The sequence below is a fragment of the Paracoccus sp. SJTW-4 genome, from assembly GCF_047716885.1.
GTDB lineage: Bacteria > Pseudomonadota > Alphaproteobacteria > Rhodobacterales > Rhodobacteraceae > Paracoccus > Paracoccus solventivorans.
The window spans coordinates 913,962-933,243 of record NZ_CP136681.1; the positions used below are offsets into that span (position 1 = coordinate 913,962).

Here is a 19,282-nt window from a genome sequence, read left to right on the forward strand (position 1 = left end):
CGCGGACAGATGGGGCGCTTGGGGACACGGGGGCAAAGAAGGGGCCCGAAAGGGGCAAGGAAAGGGGGTGGCCCGCCACCGGCGGTTGGATATAGATGGTCCCAAGCCGCGCGGGGGGTCAACCCCCGCCGCGGGTCCCGGGCCGCGGTTTTTCCGCCGCCGGGGCGCGCGTCGAGCGGCAGGGGCAACGTGCAGGGGACAGGCGGATGGCGGGTTTCTGGACCGGACTGGTTCACGGCACGCTGCTGTGCGGGGCGACTCTGGCCGCGCTGTCGCTGGGTTTTCCCCGCCCCGCGCCCCGAGAGGCAGAGCCCGCAGCCGGGGCATCTTCCCCGGCGGCCCCCGCCCGGCCCGCCGCGATCGAGCTGCCCGCCGAGTCGCCGACCGAGGCGCTACCCGCCCCGGACGCAACCGACGCCCTGCCCGCGGGGCTGGTCGAGGAATCCGTGGCGACGGCGCCTGTGCCGGGCGCAGCGGATACGGTGACCGCGGAGGCCGCACCGGCTTCGGCCACGGAAGCGACAGGAGCGGCACCGGCGGACGCCGCGTCGGATACAGCCGCGGAAGCCGTGTCCGATACGGACACCGCCATGGATATGGCGGCGGCGACACCAGCAGAGGCGCAGGCGGACGTCGTAACCGACCCGGGCGCAGAGGGCGCAGCGGGTGCGGTCTCGGCTGATGCGGGCCCCGCCTCTCCGCTCCGGCGCCCGCCGCTGGCAGAGCTGCGCGATCCGGTGGGGTCGGAGTTCCTGCGCGGCGCCGACCTGCCCCCCGTGGCGCCCGCCGCCGCGCTGGCGCCGCAGCAAGCGCCCCCGCCCCGCCGCAACGACGGCGACAGCGACGGGATCGAACCCCAGCCCGCCCCCGCCACCCCGGCCGAACGCCCGGCCGAGGCCGCCGCGCCACAAGTCCCGGCGGTGCTGGCCGAAACCGCGGACCCCGAACCGGAACCCGCGCCGCAACCGCAGCCCGGCACTCCGGCGCTGACGCCCGGACGCCTGCCCGCGCCCGATCCCGACCCGCAACCGGGCCGCAATGCCGCGGACGAGGAGACGGCCGAGGGCGCCGTGGAACCGGAGGCCGCGACGCCGGGGCATGCAGCGGAAACCCCGGCCTCCCCGGCCGCGACTTCTCCCGCGCCCCCCGGCGCGGCCTTGCCGCGGAAGGATGCAACCGGCACGGACGGCAGGGTCATGGATGGCATGGCCACTGGCGACGGTGGCGGGATTTCTGGCGGCGATTCTCCTCCTGCTGCCGAAGCCGACGTCGCTGCTGCGGGACTCGCAGCCGGCTCCGCCGAGCCGGAGGCGCCCGCCCCGGGTGCAGAGGGCGAGCAAGACGATACCGGCCCTGCCGCTGCGGATGGTGCTTTTACAGCGGCCCAGGACCCGGGGCCGCAGGCCGAAACCGGCTCTGACACGCCGAACGCAGCGGCAACCGCCCTGCCCCAGACCGCGGAGATCGACTCTGGCGCCGCCGAGGCAGAGGGGGCCGCTCCGGCTGCGGATCCGGCCGAACCGCGGGAAACCTCCACCGCGGCGGAGGGAGCCTCGAGCGCTGACCCTGATCCGGCCGCGCAAGTCCCGACCGGCGCCTCGGCTTCCCCGGCAGCGGACTCCGCTCCTGACGCAGCAGAGCCTCCCGCTGAAACCGCGACCGGGGACAGCGCCCCCGGCGCGGATGCGGCTGCACGAACCGGCCTCGACAGCCCGGCCGACACCGCCCCCGCCGTAACCCCGGCAGGTCCGCGCCCGCCGACCGCCGCCTCTGCGCAGGCGCGCGCGCCCCGCCCTGCCCCCGACCTGTCGCTGCCCGACCTGTCGTTGCCGGGGCTCGGCAGCGCGGCCGGCCCCGGCCCGCACACCCCGCTACCCGAGGAAACCCGCTGATGCTGCCGCTGAACCCCGATCTTGCCGCCACCTTCCGCCCCCCGGTGATGGAGGCGCGGCGCTGGCTCGAAGGCGCCAGCTTTCCCGCCGACCGGCCGCTGATCAACGTCAGCCAGGCCGCCCCGGTCGAGCCCCCGCCCGAGGGGCTGCGCCGCGCCATTGCCGAGGCCTCGCTGACAAGGGCCGAGGCGCATCTGTATGGTCCGGTGCTGGGCAACCCCGATCTGCGCACGGCGGTGGCCGCGGCGTTCTCAACCGCTTACGGCGCCACGCTGCGGGCCGAAAATGTGGCGATCACCCCCGGCTGCAACCAGGCGTTCTGCATCGCCGCCGCCTCGGTCGCGCAGCGGGGCGATCAGGTGATCGTGCCGGTGCCGTGGTATTTCAACCACAAGATGTGGCTGGACATGCAGGGGATCGAGGCGGTGCCGCTGAAATGCGGCCCCCGGATGGTGCCCGACCCGCAGGCGGCAGCGGCGCTGATCACGCCCCGCACCCGCGCCATCCTGCTGGTCACGCCCAACAACCCCTCGGGGGCAGAATACCCGGCCGAGGTGCTGCGCGGCTTTTACGACCTTGCGCGGGCGCATGGGCTGGCGCTGATCGTGGACGAGACCTATCGCGACTTCGATTCGCGGGACACCGCACCGCACGGGCTGTTTTCGGACCCCGACTGGGGCGAGGTGCTGATCCAGCTTTATTCGTTCTCCAAGGCCTATCGGCTGACCGGCCACCGCGTCGGCGCGCTGGTCGCCAGCGGCGCGCGGCAGGTGCAGGTCGAGAAACTGCTGGACACGCTGTCGATCTGCACCGCCCAGCTGGGCCAGATCGGGGCGCTGTGGGGGATGCAGAATCTGCAGGGCTGGCTGGCCGGGGAACGGCAGGAGATCCTGCGCCGCCGCGCCGCCATGGAACGGGCGGTGGCGGGGCTCGACGGCTGGCGGCTTAAGGGCTGCGGGGCGTATTTCGCCTGGGTCGAGCATCCCTTTGCCGAGGATTCCGCCACGCTGGCGCAGCGGCTGGTGCATGAGGCGGGCGTGCTGCTGCTGCCGGGCACCATGTTCATGCCCGAGGGCGACCCCGACGGCGCCCGCCACCTGCGCATCGCCTTTGCCAATGTCGACGCGGCCGGGATCGCGGCGCTGGCCGACAGGCTGCGGGCGCTGGCGGGCCGCGCCATTCCGTAGGGCTGCGAACTTCTTTGCCTTGCCCGCCCGCGGGGCCTTGCCTAAGAAGCCGGCAGAAACCGCAAAAAGGGACGAACCCATGAGCAGCTTGCGCACCAAGGGCAAATCGACGGTGGTCTGGTTGCTGATGGGGCTGCTGCTTCTGGGGCTGGGCGGGTTCGGCATCACCAATTTCTCGGGCGTCAGCTCGGGCGCGATCGGCGCGGTCGGCAGCGCCGAGATCGACAGCCGCGACTATGTGCGGGGCGTGCGCTCGGACATGCAGGGGTTCGCGATGCAGACCGGGCAGGTGCTGACCCCCGACCAGGCCCGCGCCATCGGCATCCCCCAGCAGGTGCAGGGACGGCTGTTCGCCGCCGCCGCGCTCGAGGCCGAGGCGCGCCGCATCGGCCTGTCGGTCGGCGACGAGACCGTGCTGCGCGACATCACCTCCGCCCCCGCCTTCCAGACCGCCGGCGGACAGTTCGACGCGGCGGTCTATCAGGACGTGCTGCGCCGCGAGGGGCTGACCCCGGCGCGGTTCGAGGAAGACATGCGCATGGATGCCGCGCGGCTGCTGTTGCAGGGCGCGGTGGTCGGGGGCGTCACCGCCCCCCAGACGCTGCGCGACACCACCGCCCGCTGGATCCTGGAACGCCGGGATTTCTCCTGGGACGAGCTGACCGCCGACGATCTGGCCGCGCCGATCGCCGCCCCGGCCGAGGAAACCCTGGTCGCTTGGCATCAGGCCAATGCCGCCCAGTTCACCGCCCCCGAACGCCGCCGCATCACCTATGCCTGGCTGACCCCGGACATGCTGGAATCCACCGTGCAGCTGGACGAGGCCGCGCTGCGCGAGCTGTACCAGTCCCGCATCGACGAGTTCCAGCAGCCCGAGCGCCGCATGGTCGAGCGGCTGGTCTATTCCTCGCAAGCCGAGGCCGAGGCTGCCAAGGCCCGGCTGGACGCAGGCGAGGTCAGCTTCGAACAGCTCGCGGCCGAACGCGGCCTGACCCTGACCGACATCGACCTGGGCGAGCGTTCGGAATCCGAGCTGGGCGCCGCCGGTGCGGCGGTGTTCGCGCTGGACCAGCCCGGCGTCGTGGGGCCGCTGCCCACCGATCTCGGCCCGGCGCTGTTTTCCATGAACGCCATCCTCGATCCCGTGGACGTGAGCTTCGAGCAGGCCGTGCCCGAGCTGCGCGGCGAGGCCGCGGCCGACCGCGCCCGCCGGGTGATCGACGAACAGGCCCATGCGCTTGAGGACCTGCTGGCCGGGGGCGCCTCGCTGGAGGATCTGGCCGCGGAAACCGACATGGAGCTGGGCGAGATCGAGTTCTCGGCCGAGACCCCCTCGCAAGGCATCGCCGCCTATGAGGCGTTCCGCGAACGCGCCGCGGCGGTGACCGAGGGCGAGTTCCTGCAGCTGCACGAGCTGGACGACGGCGGGGTGTTCGCGCTGCGGCTGGACGAGCTGATCGAGCCCGAGCTGATCCCGTTCGAGCAGGTGCGCGAGCTGGTGCTGGCCGACTGGACCGCCGCCGAGACCCGCCGCGAGCTGAAGATCCGCGCCGAGGAACGCGAGCTGCTGCTGGATTCCGAGGCCAATGGCGACGCGCCCGCCCCCGCTGCCGAAACCGATGCGGCCGCGCCCGATCCCGCCGCCGGGTTCCAGACCGCCACCGATGTCGAACGCAACTACGGCATCGAAGGCGTCCCGGCCGAGGTGGTCACCCGCGGCTTCCAGCTGGAAACCGTGGGCGATGCCGCCGCGGTCGAGGCCGAGGGGCGGGTGTTCCTGATCCGGCTGGACGCGATCCGCCCCGCCGATCTGTCGGCGGCGGAATCGCAGCCGGTGCTGTCCGGCGTCGCGGCCCGGCTGACCGAATCGGTGCAGTCGGACCTGTTCGAGGCCTATGTGCGGGCGCTGCAGGCCAGCCACGGCGTCACCCTCAACGACAGCGCGCTGAACGCTGCCAATGCGATGATCCAGTGATGGAACTTTCCCCCGATTTCCCGGCGTTCGAGCGCGGCTGGGCCGAAGGCCGCAACCAGCTGGTGACCATCAGGCTGGCCGCCGACCTCGACACGCCGGTCAGCCTGATGCTGAAGCTGGCCGAGGCAGCGCCCCTGTCCTTCATGCTGGAAAGCGTCACCGGCGGCGAGCTCCGCGGCCGCTATTCCATCGTCGGCATGAAGCCGGACCTGATCTGGGAATGCCGCGGCACCCAGGCCCGGATCAATCGCCAGGCCCGCTATTCCGACGCTTTCGAGGACGACCCGCGCCCGCCGCTGGACAGCTTGCGCGCGCTGATCGCCGAAAGCCGGATCGAGATGCCCGAGGGCGTGCCCGCCAGCGGCGCCGGGCTGTTCGGCTATCTGGGCTACGACATGATCCGGCTGGTCGAGCATCTGCCGAACGTGAACCCCGACCCGATCGGGGTCCCCGATGCGATGCTGCTGCGCCCCTCGGTCGTGGCGGTGCTGGACGGGGTCAAGGGCGAGGTGCTGCTGTGCGCCCCCGCCTGGCACGACCCCGCGGTGCCCGCTCGCGCCGCCTATGCGCAGGCGGCCGAGCGGGTGATGGAGGCGCTGCGCGCGCTGGACCGCCAGCCGGCCGAGCCGCGCGCGCTTGGCGAGGGCCGCACCATCGGCGAGCCGCAGTCCAATTTTACCCGCGACGCCTATATGGCCGCAGTAGAAACCGCCCGCGACCACATCCGCGCCGGCGACATCTTCCAGGTGGTGCCGGCGCAGCGCTGGACCATCGAGTTTCCGCTGCCGCCCTTCGCGCTGTATCGCTCGCTGCGGCGCACGAACCCCTCGCCCTTCATGTTCTATCTCAACATGGGCGGGTTCCAGATCGTCGGCGCCTCGCCGGAAATCCTGGTGCGGCTGCGCGACGGCGAGGTGACGATCCGCCCCATCGCCGGCACCCGCCCCCGCGGCGCCACCCCCGACGAGGACCGCGCGAACGAGGCCGACCTGCTGGCCGACGAAAAGGAGCTGGCCGAGCATCTGATGCTGCTGGATCTCGGCCGCAACGACGTCGGCCGGGTGGCCAAGCCCGGCACCGTGCGCCCGACCGAAGAGTTCATCATCGAGCGTTATTCCCACGTCATGCATATCGTCTCGAACGTGGTGGGCGAGCTGCGCGAGGATCAGGACGCGCTGTCGGCGCTGCTGGCCGGGCTGCCCGCCGGCACCGTCAGCGGCGCCCCCAAGGTCCGCGCGATGGAAATCATCGACGAGCTGGAGCCGGAGAAACGCGGCATCTACGGCGGCGCCATCGGCTATTTCGCGGCCAACGGCGAGATGGACATGTGCATCGCGCTGCGCACCGGCGTGGTCAAGGACGGCAAGCTTTACGTGCAGGCCGGCGGCGGCGTGGTCTATGACAGCGACCCGGCCAGCGAATACATGGAATGCGTGCATAAATCCCGCGCCATGGTGCGCGCCGCCGAGGGCGCGGCGCAGTTCCTGCGCGGGAACGGCGGCTAGGGCGGTTCGGGCAAGGCGGGGGCGCTGCCCCCTGCCACTGCCGTGGCCTTCCTCGCCGAAAACAGTCCACTGGACCATCCGGCGGGAAAACAGCCTTGGGGGCTGTTCTCTGATCCGCCTTCTATTCCGGGCGCTCGGAAGCCCGGGATGTTTCAGGCAAGATGATAGAGCGCGGGGCACAGGCGGTGCGGATTGCCAGCAGCGTCAGCCCGCCGCCATCAGCGCGATGGCACGGTCCTGCTCCATCAGCCACATCAGGTTGCGGATCGCGAGGCCGCGCTTTGAGGCGAGCGCCGGGTCCTGTTCCAGCAGCAGCCTTGCGTCCTGGCGGGCGAGCGCCAGCAGCTCGGACTGGCGTTCCAGGTCGGCGACGCGGAACCGCGGCAGGCCGGATTGCGCGGTGCCGATCACGTCGCCGGCGCCGCGCATCATCAGGTCTTCCTCGGCGATGCGGAACCCGTCCTCGGTCTCGCGCAGGATCTGCAGGCGGCGGCGGCCGGAGTCGGACAGCGGTTCGTGGTAAAGCAGCAGGCAACTCGAGGCGCCGGTGCCGCGCCCGACCCGGCCGCGCAGCTGGTGCAGCTGCGCGAGGCCGAAGCTTTCGGCGCGCTCGATCACCATGATCGTCGCCTCGGGGACGTTGACGCCGACCTCGATCACCGTGGTGGCGACCAGCAGCTGCGCGCGGCCTGCGGCGAAATCCGCCATCGCGGCGTCGCGGGCATCGGGCGGCATCTGGCCGTGGACCAGCCGCACGCGATCACCGAAACGGGCGCGCAGCTGGCGGAAACGCTCCTCGGCGGCGGTGAGGTCGACGGATTCGCTTTCCTCGACCAGCGGGCAGACCCAATAGGCGCGCGCCCCCTGCGCCAGCGCCGCGTCGAGCCGCGCCACCACCTGTTCCATGCGGCTGTCGGGCAGCGCGGTGGTGGTGATCGGCTGGCGGCCGGGCGGTTTTTCGTCCAGCACCGACAGGTCCATGTCGCCGAACTGCGCCAAGGCCAGGCTGCGCGGAATCGGGGTCGCGGTCATCACCAGCATGTCCGGGCGCAGCCCCTTCTGCGCCAGCTCCAGCCGCTGCGCCACGCCGAAACGATGCTGTTCGTCGATCACCGCCAGCCGCAGGTCGGCAAACTCGACCCCGGGCTGGAACACCGCATGGGTGCCGATCAGCAGGTCGACTCGGCCCGCGGCCAGATCGGCCAGCAACTGTTCCCGCGCCTCGCCCTTGTCGCGGCCGGTCAGCACGGCGATGCGCAGCCCCGCAGCTTCGGCCAGCGGCTGCAGCCCGGCAAGATGCTGGCGGGCGAGGATTTCGGTGGGCGCCATCAGCACCCCCTGCCCGCCCGCCTCGGCCGCCGCCGCCAGCGCCAGCGCCGCGACCAGCGTCTTGCCCGAGCCCACGTCGCCCTGCAGCAGCCGGTTCATCCGCTGGGGGCTGGCCATGTCGGCGGTGATTTCCGCCACCGCGCGGGTCTGCGCCCCGGTCGGCGGCCAGGGCAGCGCCGCCAGCATCCGTTCGCGCAGCCGCCCGTCGCCCTGCGTCACCCGCCCGGCGCTGCGGCGGCGGTCGCGGCGCACCAGCGCCAGCGTCATCTGATGGGCCAGCAGCTCGTCATAGGCCAGCCGTTCGCGCGCGGGGGCGCGGGCGGAGAGCTGGTCCATGCCTGCGGGTTCATGGGCAGCCTTGATCGCATCAAGCCAGCCGGGCCAGAGTCGTTGCGCAAGCAACGAGGGCTCGATCCATTCCGGCAGCGGCGGCGCGCGCTCGATGGCCGCGGCGACGGCGCGAGAGATCGTGCGCTGGGTCAGGCTGCCGGCCAACGGATAGACCGGCTCGAACCCCGGCGGGAGGGGGTCCGAGGGGGTCAGGATATGGTCCGGGTGGACCATCTGCGCCAGCCCGTCGAACAGCTCGGCCTTGCCCGAGACCACGCGGGTCGCGCCCACCGGCAGCTGCGATTCGATCCATGGCTGGCGGGCATGGAAGAACACCAGCGTCAGCTCGCCCGAGTCGTCGCTGCACAGCACCCGCCACGGCCGCCCGCGCCCCGAGGGCGGGTGATGGCGCACCACCCGCACCGTCACGGTGGCGATTTCCGGCGGGCGCAGGTCGGAAAGCTTCGCGACGTGGCGGCGCGCGATGCCGGCGGCGGGCAGGTGGAACAGCAGGTCGCGCGGGCGGGTGATGGCCAGCGATTCCAACGCCTCGGCAGCCTTGGGACCGACGCCGGGCAGGGTGTCGGCGCCGGCGAACAGCGGGAACAGGATCGGCGGGCGGCCCTTGGGCGGCGGACGCGGGGCGACAGCGGCAGGGTCGTGCAGCCCGGTGGCCCCGGGGTCCGCCGCTTCGGGTTTCTGTCCGCCCGCCCCTGTCGCTGGTCCTGCCACGTCCGACCCCTTCGCCCCCGGTCCCGTCACGCCCGGGCAATCGCCGAGCCGGCGTCCTCGTCCATCACCCGCAGCAACGGTTCCGCAGCCTTTGCGGGTCTGGCCCTTGCCTCCGGCCCTGTCGCCGGTCCTGCCACATCTCGCCCCATCGCCCCCGGCCCCGTCACGCCCGGGCAATCGCCGGGCAAGCGTCCTCGTCGATCACCCGCAGCTCCGGTTCCGCTGCCTTCGCATGTCGCCGCTCCTGCAACGCCCGGCCCCTTCCCGCTGCCCCCGTCACGCCCGGGCAATCGCCAGCCATGCGTCCTCGTCGATCACCTTGACGCCCAGTTCCTCTGCCTTTGCGGCCTTGGACCCCGCGCCCGGCCCGGCCACCACCAGATCGGTGCGGGCGGAAACCGAGCCCGCGACCTTGGCGCCCAGCGCCTCGGCACGGGCCTTGGCCTCGGCGCGGGTCATGTGTTCCAGCGTGCCGGTGAACACCACGGTCAGCCCGGCGATGGGGCTGTCGGCGGCGGCCAGCGGTGCCGCGGGTTCCACGGTCAGCTGCGCCAGCAGCCGGTCGATCACCCCGCGCTCGGCCGGTTGCGCGAAGCTGGCGGTGATCGATTCGCCCAGAACCGCGCCGATGCCCTCGATGCCGGTCAGATCCTCCCACGCGGCGCGGGCGCCCGCGGGCAGCGGCGGGTCGGCGTCCCAGACGGCGGCGCGGGCGGCGGCGATGGCGGCGCGGCGGCCCTCGGCCGCGGCGGCGGCGCGCTCGGCGGCGGCGGCCTCATCGGCGGCGCGGTGGCGGGCGGCGGCGGGGGCGGCGGCGTCGAGTGCGGCCACCAGCGCCTCCCACGTGCCGTAATGGCGGGCCAGCGTGGCGGCCGCGACCTCGCCCACATGGCGGATGCCCAGCGCAAAGATCAGCCGTGCCAAGGGGATAGAGCGGCGTTCCTCGATCGAGCGGAACAGGTTTTCCGCCGAACGCTCGCCCCAGCCGTCGCGGTTCTTCAGCCTCGCCAGCGAGGCGGCATCGCGGGCGGCAAGGGTGAAGATGTCGGCAGGTTCGCGGACCCAAAGCGTCGGGTCGGCATGGAACGCCTCGACCTGTTTCGCGCCCAGCCCCTCGATGTCGAAGGCGGCGCGGGACACGAAATGGCGCAGCCGCTCGATGGCCTGCGCGGGACAGCCGAGCCCGCCCGAGCAGCGGCGCACGGAATCGCCCGGCTCTCGGATCGCCTCGCTGCCGCATTCGGGGCAGGTGGTGGGAAAGACGTAGGGCGCAGGATTGGTGCGGCGCGACAGGTCCACGTCGGCGACCTTGGGGATCACGTCGCCGGCGCGATAGACCTGCACCCAGTCGCCCTCGCGGATATCCCGGCCTTCGCGGATCGGCTGGCCGCGGGAATCGTGGCCGGCGATGTAATCCTCGTTGTGCAGGGTGGCATTCTGCACCACGACGCCGCCGACGGTGACCGGCGCCAGCCGCGCCACCGGCGACAGCGCCCCGGTGCGGCCGACCTGGATCTCGATCCGTTCCAGTCGGGTCCAGGCGATCTCGGCGGGAAACTTGTGCGCCAGGGCCCAGCGCGGCGTGGTCGAGCGGAAGCCCAGCCGGTCCTGAAAGGACAGGTCGTCGACCTTGTAGACCACCCCGTCGATGTCGAAGCCCAGCGTGGCGCGGCGCTGTTCCAGGTCGGTCCACACCGTCAGCAGCCCCTCGAGCGAGGTGCAAAGCTGCGGCGAGGTGGTCGGGAACCCCATCGCCGCCAGCCGCGCGATGGCGCCGGACTGGGTGTCCGCCAGCGGCGCGCTGATCTGCCCCCAGCCATAGGCAAAGAACCGCAGCGGCCGGCGGGCCGTGACGCCCGGGTCCAGCTGGCGCAGCGAGCCCGCGGCGGCGTTGCGCGGGTTGGCAAACACCCGGTCCGCGCCCGAATCGTTCAGCGCGGCGAAATCTTCGTGGGTCATGTAGACCTCGCCCCGCACCTCCAGCACCTCGGGCGCATCGGGGATGGTCGCGGGAATGTCGGCGATGGTGCGGGCGTTGGCGGTGACGTTCTCGCCGGTGGTGCCGTCGCCGCGGGTCGCCGCCTGCACCAGCCGCCCCTGTTCATAGCGCAGCGACAGCGACAGCCCGTCGATCTTGGGCTCGGCGGTCATCGCAAGCGGCGCGTCGGGGGCCAGCCCCAGGAAGCTGCGCACCCGGGCAGCAAAATCCGCCACCGCCTCGGGGGTGAAGGCGTTTTCCAGCGACATCATCCGCTGGGCGTGGCGGACCTTGGCGAAACGCTCGGACGGGGCGGCGCCGACGGTCTGGGTGGGGCTGTCGGCGGCGGCCAGTTCGGGGTGCGCGGCCTCGAGCGCGGCCAGCTCGCGCTTGAGCGCGTCGTAATCGGCGTCCGACATCACCGGCGCGTCGTCGCGGTGATAGGCGACATCGGCCTCGGCCACGCGGTCGCGCAGCGTGGCGATGCGGCCAGCCATATCCGCCGCTGTGGTGTCGTCCCGGTCCTGCCCTGCTGTCACGTGCCCATCCCTGCCCTTTGCGCCCGGTCTAGCCAGCCCCGCCCGCGCTTGTCCAGCATCGCCCGGCGCGGGGCAGTTGACGCGGTGGCGGCGCGCGGATAGCAGCCGGGGCATGGCGCGCGCTCCGCTTTTGCAACTCTCCGGTATTTCCCTGACCTTCGGCGGCAACCCCGTGTTCGACGGGCTGTCGCTGTCCGTCCAGCCGGGCGACCGGGTGGCGCTGGTCGGGCGCAACGGTTCCGGCAAATCCACGCTGATGAAGGTGATGGCCGGGCTGGTCGAGCCAGACCGGGGCGAGGTCGTGGCCTCGGCCGGGACCAGCGTCGGGTATATGGAGCAGGACCCCGACCTTTCCGGCTTTGCCACGCTGGGCGATTTCGCCGCCGCCGGGCTGGATCCGGGCGAGGAATACCGCGTCGCCATGGCCGCCGAGGGGCTGAAGTTCGACCCCGACCGCCCCGTCGCCACCGCCTCGGGCGGGGAACGCCGGCGTGCGGCGTTGGCGCGGCTGCTGGCCGAGGCGCCCGAGCTGATGCTGCTGGACGAACCCACCAACCACCTGGACATTCAGGCGATCGGCTGGCTGGAAGAGCAGCTGTCCGACACCCGCGCCGCCTTCGTGCTGATTTCCCACGACCGCGCGTTCCTGCGCCGCCTGACCCGCGCGACGCTGTGGATCGACCGCGGCGAGGTGCGCCGGCAGGACCGCGGCTTCGACGCCTTCGAGGAATGGCGCGAGACGGTCTGGACCGCCGAGGACGAGGCCCGCCACAAGCTCGACCGCAAGATCAAGGCCGAGGCCCGCTGGGCGGTCGAAGGCATCAGCGCGCGCCGCAAGCGCAACATGGGCAGGGTGCGCGCCCTGCAGGCGATGCGCGAGGAACGCGCGGCGCAGATCCGCCGGCAGGGGACGGCGGCGATGGCGCTGGACGCCGGCCCACAGACCGGCAAGCGGGTGATCGAGGCGCGCGGCATCTCGAAAAGCTTCGGCGAGCGGGTGATCCTGCGCCCCTTCGACCTGCGGGTGCTGCGCGGCGACCGGGTGGCCTTTGTCGGCCCCAACGGCGCCGGCAAGACCACGCTGATCAAGATGCTGACCGGCGAGATCGCCCCCGACACCGGCAGCGTCACCCACGGCACCAATCTGGAAATTGCCGTCTTCGACCAGGCCCGCGCCGCCATCGACGATAGCGTCACGCTGTGGGATGCGCTGGCGGGCGATCCCGACATGCGGGTGTCGGGGCGCGCCGATCAGGTGATGGTGCGCGGCCAGCCCAGGCATGTGGTCGGCTATCTCAAGGATTTCCTGTTCGACGAGACGCAGGCCCGCGCCCCGGTCGGCAGCCTCTCGGGCGGGGAAAAGGCGCGGCTGCTGCTGGCAAGGATCATGGCGAAACCCTCGAACCTGCTGGTTCTGGACGAGCCGACCAATGATCTGGACATCGAGACGCTGGACCTGTTGCAGGATATTCTGGGCGATTACGACGGCACCGTGCTGCTGGTCAGCCACGACCGCGACTTCATCGACCGCGTGGCCACCACCACCGTGGCGATGGAGGGCGACGGCCGCGCCATCATCTACGCCGGCGGCTGGAACGATTATCGCGCGCAGCGGGGCGAGGACGCGCCTGCTGTTGCGGTTGCGATGTCCCCTGTCCCAGCCCCTGCCCCTGCCCGGGCCACGGCGGCAGCGCGCCCCCCGGGGCTGAGCTTCACGGAAAAGCACCGGCTGGAGGCCCTGCCCGCGATCATGGAACGGCTGGAGGCCGAGATCGCGAAGCTGTCCGAGTTCCTGTCGCAGCCCGACCTGTTCCAGACCGCCCCCGCCAAGTTCGCCAAGGCCAGCGAGGGGCTGGCCGAGCGGCAGGCGGCACTGGCCGCGGCCGAAGAGGAATGGCTGGAGCTGGCCGGGCGGGATGAGGGCTGAATCGTCGCGACCGGGGCTTCGCGCCCCGGCCACTGCCGTGGCCTCCCTCGCTGAAAACGGTCCACCGGACCATCCGGCGGGAAAACAGCCTTGGGGGCTGTTTTCTGATCCGCCTCCTATTTCCGGGCGCTCGGAAGCCCGTGGGATATTTCCGTGATGAAGACGCAGCCTGCGGCGCTGTTGCGCGTTGACTTGGGACGGGCGATCCGCCATATACCCGCGCACCGGCCGGGTTCTACCCGCTGCCGGCACAGATGATTTCAACACCATCCCCCGAAGGATGCGCTGTCCGAGGCAGGGGCGAAAGCCCGCCGAACGCCGGGAAACCGGGGCCACAGGGCGCGGCAGAAGAGAAAGACGACAGATGTTCGCAGTCCTCAAGACCGGCGGCAAGCAGTACCGGGTCCAGCCCGGCGACGTGCTGCGCGTCGAGAAACTGGACGCCGCCGCCGGCGACAAGGTCCAGTTCAATGAAATCCTGATGGTCGGCGCCACCGTCGGCGCGCCCCTGGTCGAGGGCGCGGGCGTCGTGGCCGAGGTCATCGACAACATCAAGGCCGACAAGGTCATCACCTTCGTCAAGCGCCGCCGCAAGCACTCGTCCAAGCGCACCCGCGGCCATCGCCAGCAGCTGACGCTGCTGCGCGTGACCGACATCCTTGAAACCGGCGCCGACAAGTCCGACATCAAGGCCGCGACCGGCGCCCGTGCGGCCCGTCGCGCCTATGCGGCCGAAGCCGCCACCAGCCGCTGAGGAGACTGATCCATGGCACACAAGAAAGCAGGCGGCTCGTCCCGTAACGGCCGCGATTCCGCGGGGCGCCGCCTGGGCGTCAAGCTGTTCGGCGGCCAGTCGGCCGTTCCCGGCAACATCATCGTGCGTCAGCGCGGCACCACCTGGTGGCCGGGCGAGAACGTCGGCATGGGCCGCGACCACACGCTGTTCGCCCTGACCGAAGGCACCGTTGCGTTCCGCAAGGGACTGAAGGGCCGAACCTATATCTCGATCCAGCCCGCGGCCACCGCGGCCGAGTAAGCCGATCGCAGCAGATCATTGCAACGGGGATCGGCGCGCTGCCGGTCCCCGTTGTCGTTTCAGGGTCGCCCTGCCTTGAGGAGGAGGACGGGCCGCCGATGGGGAGCAGGATGAACCAGACCAGACTCGTGACGAAATCCGCGCCGGACGTGCAGGTTTTCGACCGGACCACCGAGCCCCGCCCGACAGAGGGCTCTGCGCCCGACGCCCAGCAGACCATCCCCGCAGGCCGGTTCCTGCTGCGGCCGCTGCGTGAATCGGATGCCGGGCTGATCCGGCTTTACACCGCCGACCGCCGGGTGGCCGAGGGCACCCGCGCCATCCCCCACCCGCTGCCTCCCGGCGCCGCCCGGCAATATGTCGCCCGCGCCATGTCGCCCGACCGCAACGAGGATGTCTGGGCGATCGACGCCAGCGAATCGGGCCTGGGCGAGCTGCTGGGCGTGGTGTCGCTGACCCGGATCGAGCCGGAACAATCCGAACTGGGGTTCTGGATCGGCTCGGGGTTCTGGAACACCGGCTTTGCCACCGAGGCGGTGCAGGCGCTGGTCGCGGCCAACCCGCACGGCTCGCGCACGCTGTTCGCCGAGGCGTTCCAGGACAACCCCGGCTCGGCCAAGGTGCTGACCAACGCCGGGTTTTCCTATCTGGGCGATGCGGAAAGCTGGTCGGTGGCGCGCGATGCGCGGGTGCCGACCTGGACCTATCTGCGGCGGATGGGCTGAGGCCCTTAGGCTGCGCCCTAGCGGCGCAGCGTCACCGCATTCTGCCCGGCCTGCACCAGCACCGAATCGATCCGGTCCAGCGCCGCGCGGCTGATCGGGAAGGCAACGGTCAGCGTATCGGCGCCTTGCTGCGCCGGCATCGCGGCCGCGGCACTGCCGGGCGCAGGCGGGGCACCGACCAGCTGCAGCCGCAGCACCCCGTCGGCATCGGGGCGCACCCGGCCTTCGGGCATGGGCGTCGCGGTCACCAGCTCGACATCCCACCAGCCCTTGGTCGGGGCCAGCGCGGTGACGACCAGCAGCCGCCCCTCGACCGTCGGCTCCCAGCGCGCGGTCAGCACCTGGGCGACGGGCAGGCGGTTGGCCTCTGTCCCCTCATACCCGCCCTTGGGCGCCAGCGAGTCGGTCGCGCGCGGCGCGGCCTTGCCACCCCCGAACCAGCGCAGAGGGTTGAGGCTGCTGTCGCCGCCGCAGCCGGCAAGCATCAGACAGGCGGCAAGCGGCCAAAATACGCGGTTCATCGTTTGCCCTTCCCCAAGCTGCGTCTGCGTCTTGATAGGACATCGCCCCCGCGCCCGGAAGGGGTGGCGTGGCGCCGTTGCGGCGAAGGGACAGCAGCTTTGACCTTGTCGGCCAGACGCGGTATCGAGACCCCCTGACCAGACGCGAGGACCAGCATGGCCACGCCCGCCTTTGAAGACATCGCCGACACTTTCGCCTTTCTGGACGACTGGGAAGAGCGCTACCGCCACGTGATCGAGCTGGGCCGGGCGATGCCGCCGATGGACCCGGCGCTGCAGGTCCCGGCCACCAAGGTCGAGGGCTGCGCCAGCCAGGTCTGGATCCTGCCCCGGATCGAGGACGGGCGCTTCGATTTCCAGGGCGACAGCGATGCGCTGATCGTGCGCGGGCTGATCGCGGTGCTGCATGCGCTCTATTCCGGGCTGCCGGTCGAGCAGGTGGCCGAGGTGGACGCGCCGGCCGAACTGGCCCGGCTGGGGCTGGACGCGCATCTGTCCTCGCAGCGCTCGAACGGGCTGCGGGCGATGGTGCAGCGGATCCGCGAACAGGCCTCAGCGGCCGCTGTGGGCTGAGCGCGGCGGGGCGTCGCGGGCGGTCCCGCGGCGCGGTCGCATGGGTATTTGGGCCAGAAAGAAGTCCCGGCGTTCGGTTAGTCCTGCGCCAGCGCGCGGTCGATCGCCGCCACCAGCCGCGGGTCGTCGGGCTTGACCCCGGGGGCAAAGCGCCCCGCCACGCTGCCGTCGCGGCCGATCAGGAACTTTTCGAAGTTCCACATCACCTCGGGGTTCGGGTTGACGCCGGTGCCGATACGCTCGCGCCAATCGGCCTCGCCCACGGCGTCGGGGGCGGCGGCGGTCAGCGTTGCATAGAGCTTGTGCTTCCCCTGCCCCGTCACCTCGGTCTTGGCGGCCAGCGGGAAGGTCACGTCAAAGCGCGAGCGGGCGAACTCGCAGATCTCCGCGTCGGTGCCGGGTTCCTGCTGCTTGAAGTCGTTGGCCGGCACGCCCAGCACCACCAGCCCCTGGTCCTTCCTGGCGCGATACAGCGCCTCGAGCCCCTCATACTGCGGGGTGAGCCCGCATTTCGAGGCGACGTTGACGACCAGCAGCACCTTGCCCCGCCAGTCATCCAGCCTGGCGGGGCTGCCGTCGTTCATGGTGAGGGCGATATCGCCCAGCTGTCCGGTCATCGACGCGACTCCCTGATGGTGATCCAGCCGCCGCCCAGCACGCGGGTCGAGCCGGCTTCGTAGAACACGCAGGCCTGGCCGGGGCTGACCCCTTCCTCGGCCGCGGCCAGCTCGACCTCGGCGGTGGTCGGACCGGTGGGGCGCAGGATCGCCGGCGCCGGCGGGCGGGTCGAGCGGATGCGGACCATGATCTCGCGTTCGCCCGCGTCGGCGAAATCGCCGCCGCCCAGCCAGTTGACCTCGGCCACCGGCACGATGCGCGTGGCCAGCGCCGCCCGCGGGCCGACGATTACCTGCCGCGAATCGGGGTCCAGCCGCACCACATACAGCGGATCGCCCAGGCCGCCGATGCCAAGGCCCCGGCGCTGGCCGATGGTGTAGTGGATCACCCCGCGGTGCCGGCCCAACATGTTGCCATCCAGATCGACGATATCGCCCGGTTCGGCCGCGCCCGGGCGCAGCTTTTCGATCACCGCGGCATAGTTGCCCTCGGGGACGAAGCAGATGTCCTGGCTGTCGGGCTTGTCGGCAACGATCAGCCCGTGTTCGGCGGCCAGCGCCCTTGTCTGCGCCTTGCTGGCCAGCCCGCCCAGCGGAAACCGCAGGAAATCCAGCTGCTCCTGCGTGGTCGAGAACAGGAAATAGCTCTGGTCGCGGTCGGGGTCGGCGGCCATGTGCAGCTCGGCGCCCTCGGACCCGTCGAAGCGGCGGATGTAGTGGCCGGTCGCCATGCAGTCGGCGTCAAGCTCGCGCGCGGTCTGCAGCAGGTCGCGGAACTTCACCCGCTCGTTGCAGCGGATACAAGGCACCGGGGTGGCGCCGGCCAGATAGGCGTCGGCGAACTCCTCGATCACCGATTCGCGAAACCGGTTCTCATAGTCGAGCACGTAATGCGGGATGCCGATGCGTTCCGCCACCCGGCGCGCGTCGTGGATGTCCTGCCCCGCGCAGCAGGCGCCCTTTTTCTTCAGCGCCGCGCCGTGGTCGTAAAGCTGCAGGGTGACGCCGATGACGTCATACCCCTCGGCCTTGAGCTGCGCGGCCACGACCGAGCTGTCGACGCCGCCGGACATGGCGACGACCACCCGCGTTTCGGCCGGCGGGCGCGCAAAACCAAGGCTGTTGAGCGGGCGCGTCGCGCCGCGCGGGTCGTGCATTGTCACGGAAACGGTCCATCGGATGGCGGGGTTCGCGCGAAATATAGGAAAAATGCGGTTGTTTACAACCCGAGCCGTTCACCCCGGCTTAAGACCCGTCATGCCAGATGGCCCCATGAGCATTGCTGAGGGGGCATCCATGTTTGTCCGAAAATCCACGCGGCCGCGCACCGTCACCCTGGGCGACGGCCGCATCCTGACGCTGGCCGACCTGCCCAGCGGACAGGAACGCTGGGTCGCGCGGCGCAAGGCCGTGGTGGTCGAAGCGATCACCCACGGGCTGCTGGCCCGCGACGAGGCGATCGAGCGCTACGGCCTGACCGAGGAAGAGCTGGACGGCTGGATCGAAACTGTCGCGGAACTTGGCCCCGCCGCCTTGAAAATCAAGGCGATCCCGAAAAACCGTGGCGCGCGGAATGCCGCGGCGAACAATCCTTGACCTGTTCACCAGATATTAACCTATTGGACCAATGCTGGAGGCATCGAGGCGAAAAGACGGAGACCACGTCAATGCGGATCCTGCTGGTCGAGGACGACCCAACCACGGCGCGAAGCATCGAGCTGATGCTGAATCACGCCAGTTTCAACGTCTATCTGACCGACATGGGCGAGGAGGGAATCGATCTCGCGAAGCTTTACGACTACGACCTGATCCTGCTGGACCTCGACCTGCCCGACATGAACGGGATGGAGGTGCTGCGCCAGATCAGGCTGTCGCGGATCGACACGCCGATCCTGATCCTGACCGGGGCCGACGACACCGAAATCAAGCTGCGCGGCTTCGGTTTCGGGGCGGACGACTACATGACCAAGCCCTTCCACCGCGAAGAGCTGGTGGCCCGCATCCAGGCGATCATCCGGCGCTCCAAGGGCCATGCCCAGGCGGTGATCCGCACCGGCCGCATGGTGGTCAACATCGACGCGCGCTCGGTCGAGGTGGATGGGCGGCCGGTGAACCTGACCGGCAAGGAATACCAGATCCTGGAACTGCTCAGCCTGCGCAAGGGCACCACGCTGACGAAAGAGATGTTCCTGAACCATCTCTACGGCGGCATGGACGAGCCGGAGCTGAAGATCATCGACGTGTTCATCTGCAAGCTGCGCAAGAAACTGTCCGAGGCGCTAGGGGGCGAAAACCACATCGAGACGGTCTGGGGCCGCGGCTATGTGCTGCGCGACCCGCAGGAAGCGGCGCTGGCAGAGCGGATGGCGGTGGGGCTGTGACCGCAGGCGGCGGTCCTGATTGCGCCGTTGCAGGG

Annotated in this window: 16 protein-coding genes; 11 read left to right on the forward strand and 5 right to left on the reverse strand. The window is 71.1% G+C overall.

All coding sequences use genetic code 11. From position 1 onward, the window contains the following. Window positions 1-482 precede the first annotated feature (482 nt). The 4 genes from RSP45_RS04550 (at window position 483) to trpE (ending at window position 6,559) form a co-directional block, all read left to right on the forward strand. Window positions 483-1,892 carry a hypothetical protein gene (locus tag RSP45_RS04550; protein ID WP_415393384.1) on the forward strand — a complete coding sequence of 470 codons (1,410 nt, stop codon included), beginning with the start codon at window positions 483-485 and terminating at the stop codon, window positions 1,890-1,892. Continuing rightward, the gene (locus tag RSP45_RS04555; RefSeq protein ID WP_415393994.1) at window positions 1,889-3,079 is read left to right on the forward strand and encodes an aminotransferase; all 1,191 of its coding nucleotides are present in this window, start codon (window positions 1,889-1,891) and stop codon (window positions 3,077-3,079) included. The genes RSP45_RS04550 and RSP45_RS04555 overlap by 4 nt, the downstream gene beginning before the upstream one ends. A 79-nt stretch (window positions 3,080-3,158) precedes the next feature. After that, complete coding sequence (locus RSP45_RS04560) at window positions 3,159-5,054, forward strand: SurA N-terminal domain-containing protein (protein ID WP_415393385.1); 1,896 nt, start codon at window positions 3,159-3,161, stop codon at window positions 5,052-5,054. After that, window positions 5,054-6,559: an anthranilate synthase component I gene (trpE, locus tag RSP45_RS04565; RefSeq protein ID WP_415393386.1), complete on the forward strand. Its 1,506-nt coding sequence runs from the start codon at window positions 5,054-5,056 to the stop codon at window positions 6,557-6,559. The genes RSP45_RS04560 and trpE overlap by 1 nt, the downstream gene beginning before the upstream one ends. 204 nt (window positions 6,560-6,763) lie before the next feature. Here the strand turns inward: trpE and recG are convergent, their stop codons facing one another. Together recG and ligA are read right to left on the reverse strand one after the other, a co-directional pair. Next, window positions 6,764-8,818: an ATP-dependent DNA helicase RecG gene (recG, locus tag RSP45_RS04570; RefSeq protein WP_415393995.1), complete on the reverse strand. Its 2,055-nt coding sequence runs from the start codon at window positions 8,816-8,818 to the stop codon at window positions 6,764-6,766. Between the two features lie 408 nt (window positions 8,819-9,226). After that, window positions 9,227-11,425, reverse strand: a complete 2,199-nt coding sequence (ligA, locus tag RSP45_RS04575) for an NAD-dependent DNA ligase LigA (protein WP_415393996.1) — start codon at window positions 11,423-11,425, stop codon at window positions 9,227-9,229. 154 nt (window positions 11,426-11,579) lie between these two features. On the opposite strand from ligA, the gene RSP45_RS04580 reads away from it, so the two are divergent. From RSP45_RS04580 to RSP45_RS04595, 4 genes are all read left to right on the forward strand, one after another. After that, the gene (locus RSP45_RS04580) at window positions 11,580-13,394 is read left to right on the forward strand and encodes an ABC-F family ATP-binding cassette domain-containing protein (RefSeq protein WP_415393387.1); all 1,815 of its coding nucleotides are present in this window, start codon (window positions 11,580-11,582) and stop codon (window positions 13,392-13,394) included. Between the two features lie 364 nt (window positions 13,395-13,758). Continuing rightward, a complete protein-coding gene (rplU, locus tag RSP45_RS04585) occupies window positions 13,759-14,148 on the forward strand; it encodes a 50S ribosomal protein L21 (protein ID WP_073062645.1) in 390 nt (129 codons plus the stop codon). Between the two features lie 12 nt (window positions 14,149-14,160). After that, complete coding sequence (gene rpmA / locus RSP45_RS04590; RefSeq protein ID WP_073062648.1) at window positions 14,161-14,430, forward strand: 50S ribosomal protein L27; 270 nt, start codon at window positions 14,161-14,163, stop codon at window positions 14,428-14,430. Between the two features lie 110 nt (window positions 14,431-14,540). Then, the gene (locus RSP45_RS04595) at window positions 14,541-15,155 is read left to right on the forward strand and encodes a GNAT family N-acetyltransferase (protein ID WP_415393388.1); all 615 of its coding nucleotides are present in this window, start codon (window positions 14,541-14,543) and stop codon (window positions 15,153-15,155) included. A 17-nt stretch (window positions 15,156-15,172) separates the two neighbouring features. Here RSP45_RS04595 and RSP45_RS04600 read toward each other — a convergent pair whose 3' ends face one another. Further along, window positions 15,173-15,676, reverse strand: a complete 504-nt coding sequence (locus RSP45_RS04600; RefSeq protein WP_303731578.1) for a hypothetical protein — start codon at window positions 15,674-15,676, stop codon at window positions 15,173-15,175. A gap of 156 nt (window positions 15,677-15,832) precedes the next feature. Here RSP45_RS04600 and RSP45_RS04605 point away from each other — a divergent pair, with 156 nt between their 5' ends. Continuing rightward, window positions 15,833-16,249, forward strand: coding sequence for a SufE family protein (locus RSP45_RS04605; protein ID WP_415393389.1), 417 nt, complete (start codon window positions 15,833-15,835; stop codon window positions 16,247-16,249). A 77-nt stretch (window positions 16,250-16,326) separates the two neighbouring features. On the opposite strand, the gene RSP45_RS04610 is transcribed toward RSP45_RS04605, so the two are convergent. Further along, complete coding sequence (locus RSP45_RS04610; RefSeq protein WP_415393390.1) at window positions 16,327-16,866, reverse strand: glutathione peroxidase; 540 nt, start codon at window positions 16,864-16,866, stop codon at window positions 16,327-16,329. Further along, window positions 16,863-18,023 carry a tRNA 2-thiouridine(34) synthase MnmA gene (gene mnmA / locus RSP45_RS04615; protein ID WP_415393997.1) on the reverse strand — a complete coding sequence of 387 codons (1,161 nt, stop codon included), beginning with the start codon at window positions 18,021-18,023 and terminating at the stop codon, window positions 16,863-16,865. Before mnmA ends, RSP45_RS04610 begins: the two co-directional genes overlap by 4 nt. A gap of 115 nt (window positions 18,024-18,138) precedes the next feature. On the opposite strand from mnmA, the gene RSP45_RS04620 reads away from it, so the two are divergent. Continuing rightward, window positions 18,139-18,462, forward strand: a complete 324-nt coding sequence (locus RSP45_RS04620) for a DUF1153 domain-containing protein (protein WP_415393391.1) — start codon at window positions 18,139-18,141, stop codon at window positions 18,460-18,462. 71 nt (window positions 18,463-18,533) lie between these two features. Further along, window positions 18,534-19,247, forward strand: coding sequence for a response regulator transcription factor CtrA (ctrA, locus tag RSP45_RS04625; protein ID WP_324328484.1), 714 nt, complete (start codon window positions 18,534-18,536; stop codon window positions 19,245-19,247). The last annotated feature ends 35 nt before the right edge of the window (window positions 19,248-19,282 follow it).

Excerpts from the sequence above, each read along its gene's own strand:
- rplU (WP_073062645.1), top strand. The coding sequence starts at position 13,759 with ATGTTCGCAGTCCTCAAGACCGGCGGCAAGCAGTACCGGGTCCAGCCC.
- rpmA (WP_073062648.1), top strand. The coding sequence starts at position 14,161 with ATGGCACACAAGAAAGCAGGCGGCTCGTCCCGTAACGGCCGCGATTCC.
- ctrA (WP_324328484.1), top strand. The coding sequence starts at position 18,534 with ATGCGGATCCTGCTGGTCGAGGACGACCCAACCACGGCGCGAAGCATC.
- RSP45_RS04560 (WP_415393385.1), top strand. The coding sequence starts at position 3,159 with ATGAGCAGCTTGCGCACCAAGGGCAAATCGACGGTGGTCTGGTTGCTG.
- RSP45_RS04605 (WP_415393389.1), top strand. The coding sequence starts at position 15,833 with ATGGCCACGCCCGCCTTTGAAGACATCGCCGACACTTTCGCCTTTCTG.
- trpE (WP_415393386.1), top strand. The coding sequence starts at position 5,054 with ATGGAACTTTCCCCCGATTTCCCGGCGTTCGAGCGCGGCTGGGCCGAA.
- RSP45_RS04620 (WP_415393391.1), top strand. The coding sequence starts at position 18,139 with ATGAGCATTGCTGAGGGGGCATCCATGTTTGTCCGAAAATCCACGCGG.
- RSP45_RS04580 (WP_415393387.1), top strand. The coding sequence starts at position 11,580 with ATGGCGCGCGCTCCGCTTTTGCAACTCTCCGGTATTTCCCTGACCTTC.
- RSP45_RS04610 (WP_415393390.1), bottom strand. The coding sequence starts at position 16,866 with ATGACCGGACAGCTGGGCGATATCGCCCTCACCATGAACGACGGCAGC.
- ligA (WP_415393996.1), bottom strand. The coding sequence starts at position 11,425 with ATGGCTGGCCGCATCGCCACGCTGCGCGACCGCGTGGCCGAGGCCGAT.
- RSP45_RS04600 (WP_303731578.1), bottom strand. The coding sequence starts at position 15,676 with ATGAACCGCGTATTTTGGCCGCTTGCCGCCTGTCTGATGCTTGCCGGC.
- mnmA (WP_415393997.1), bottom strand. The coding sequence starts at position 18,023 with ATGCACGACCCGCGCGGCGCGACGCGCCCGCTCAACAGCCTTGGTTTT.
- RSP45_RS04595 (WP_415393388.1), top strand. The coding sequence starts at position 14,541 with ATGAACCAGACCAGACTCGTGACGAAATCCGCGCCGGACGTGCAGGTT.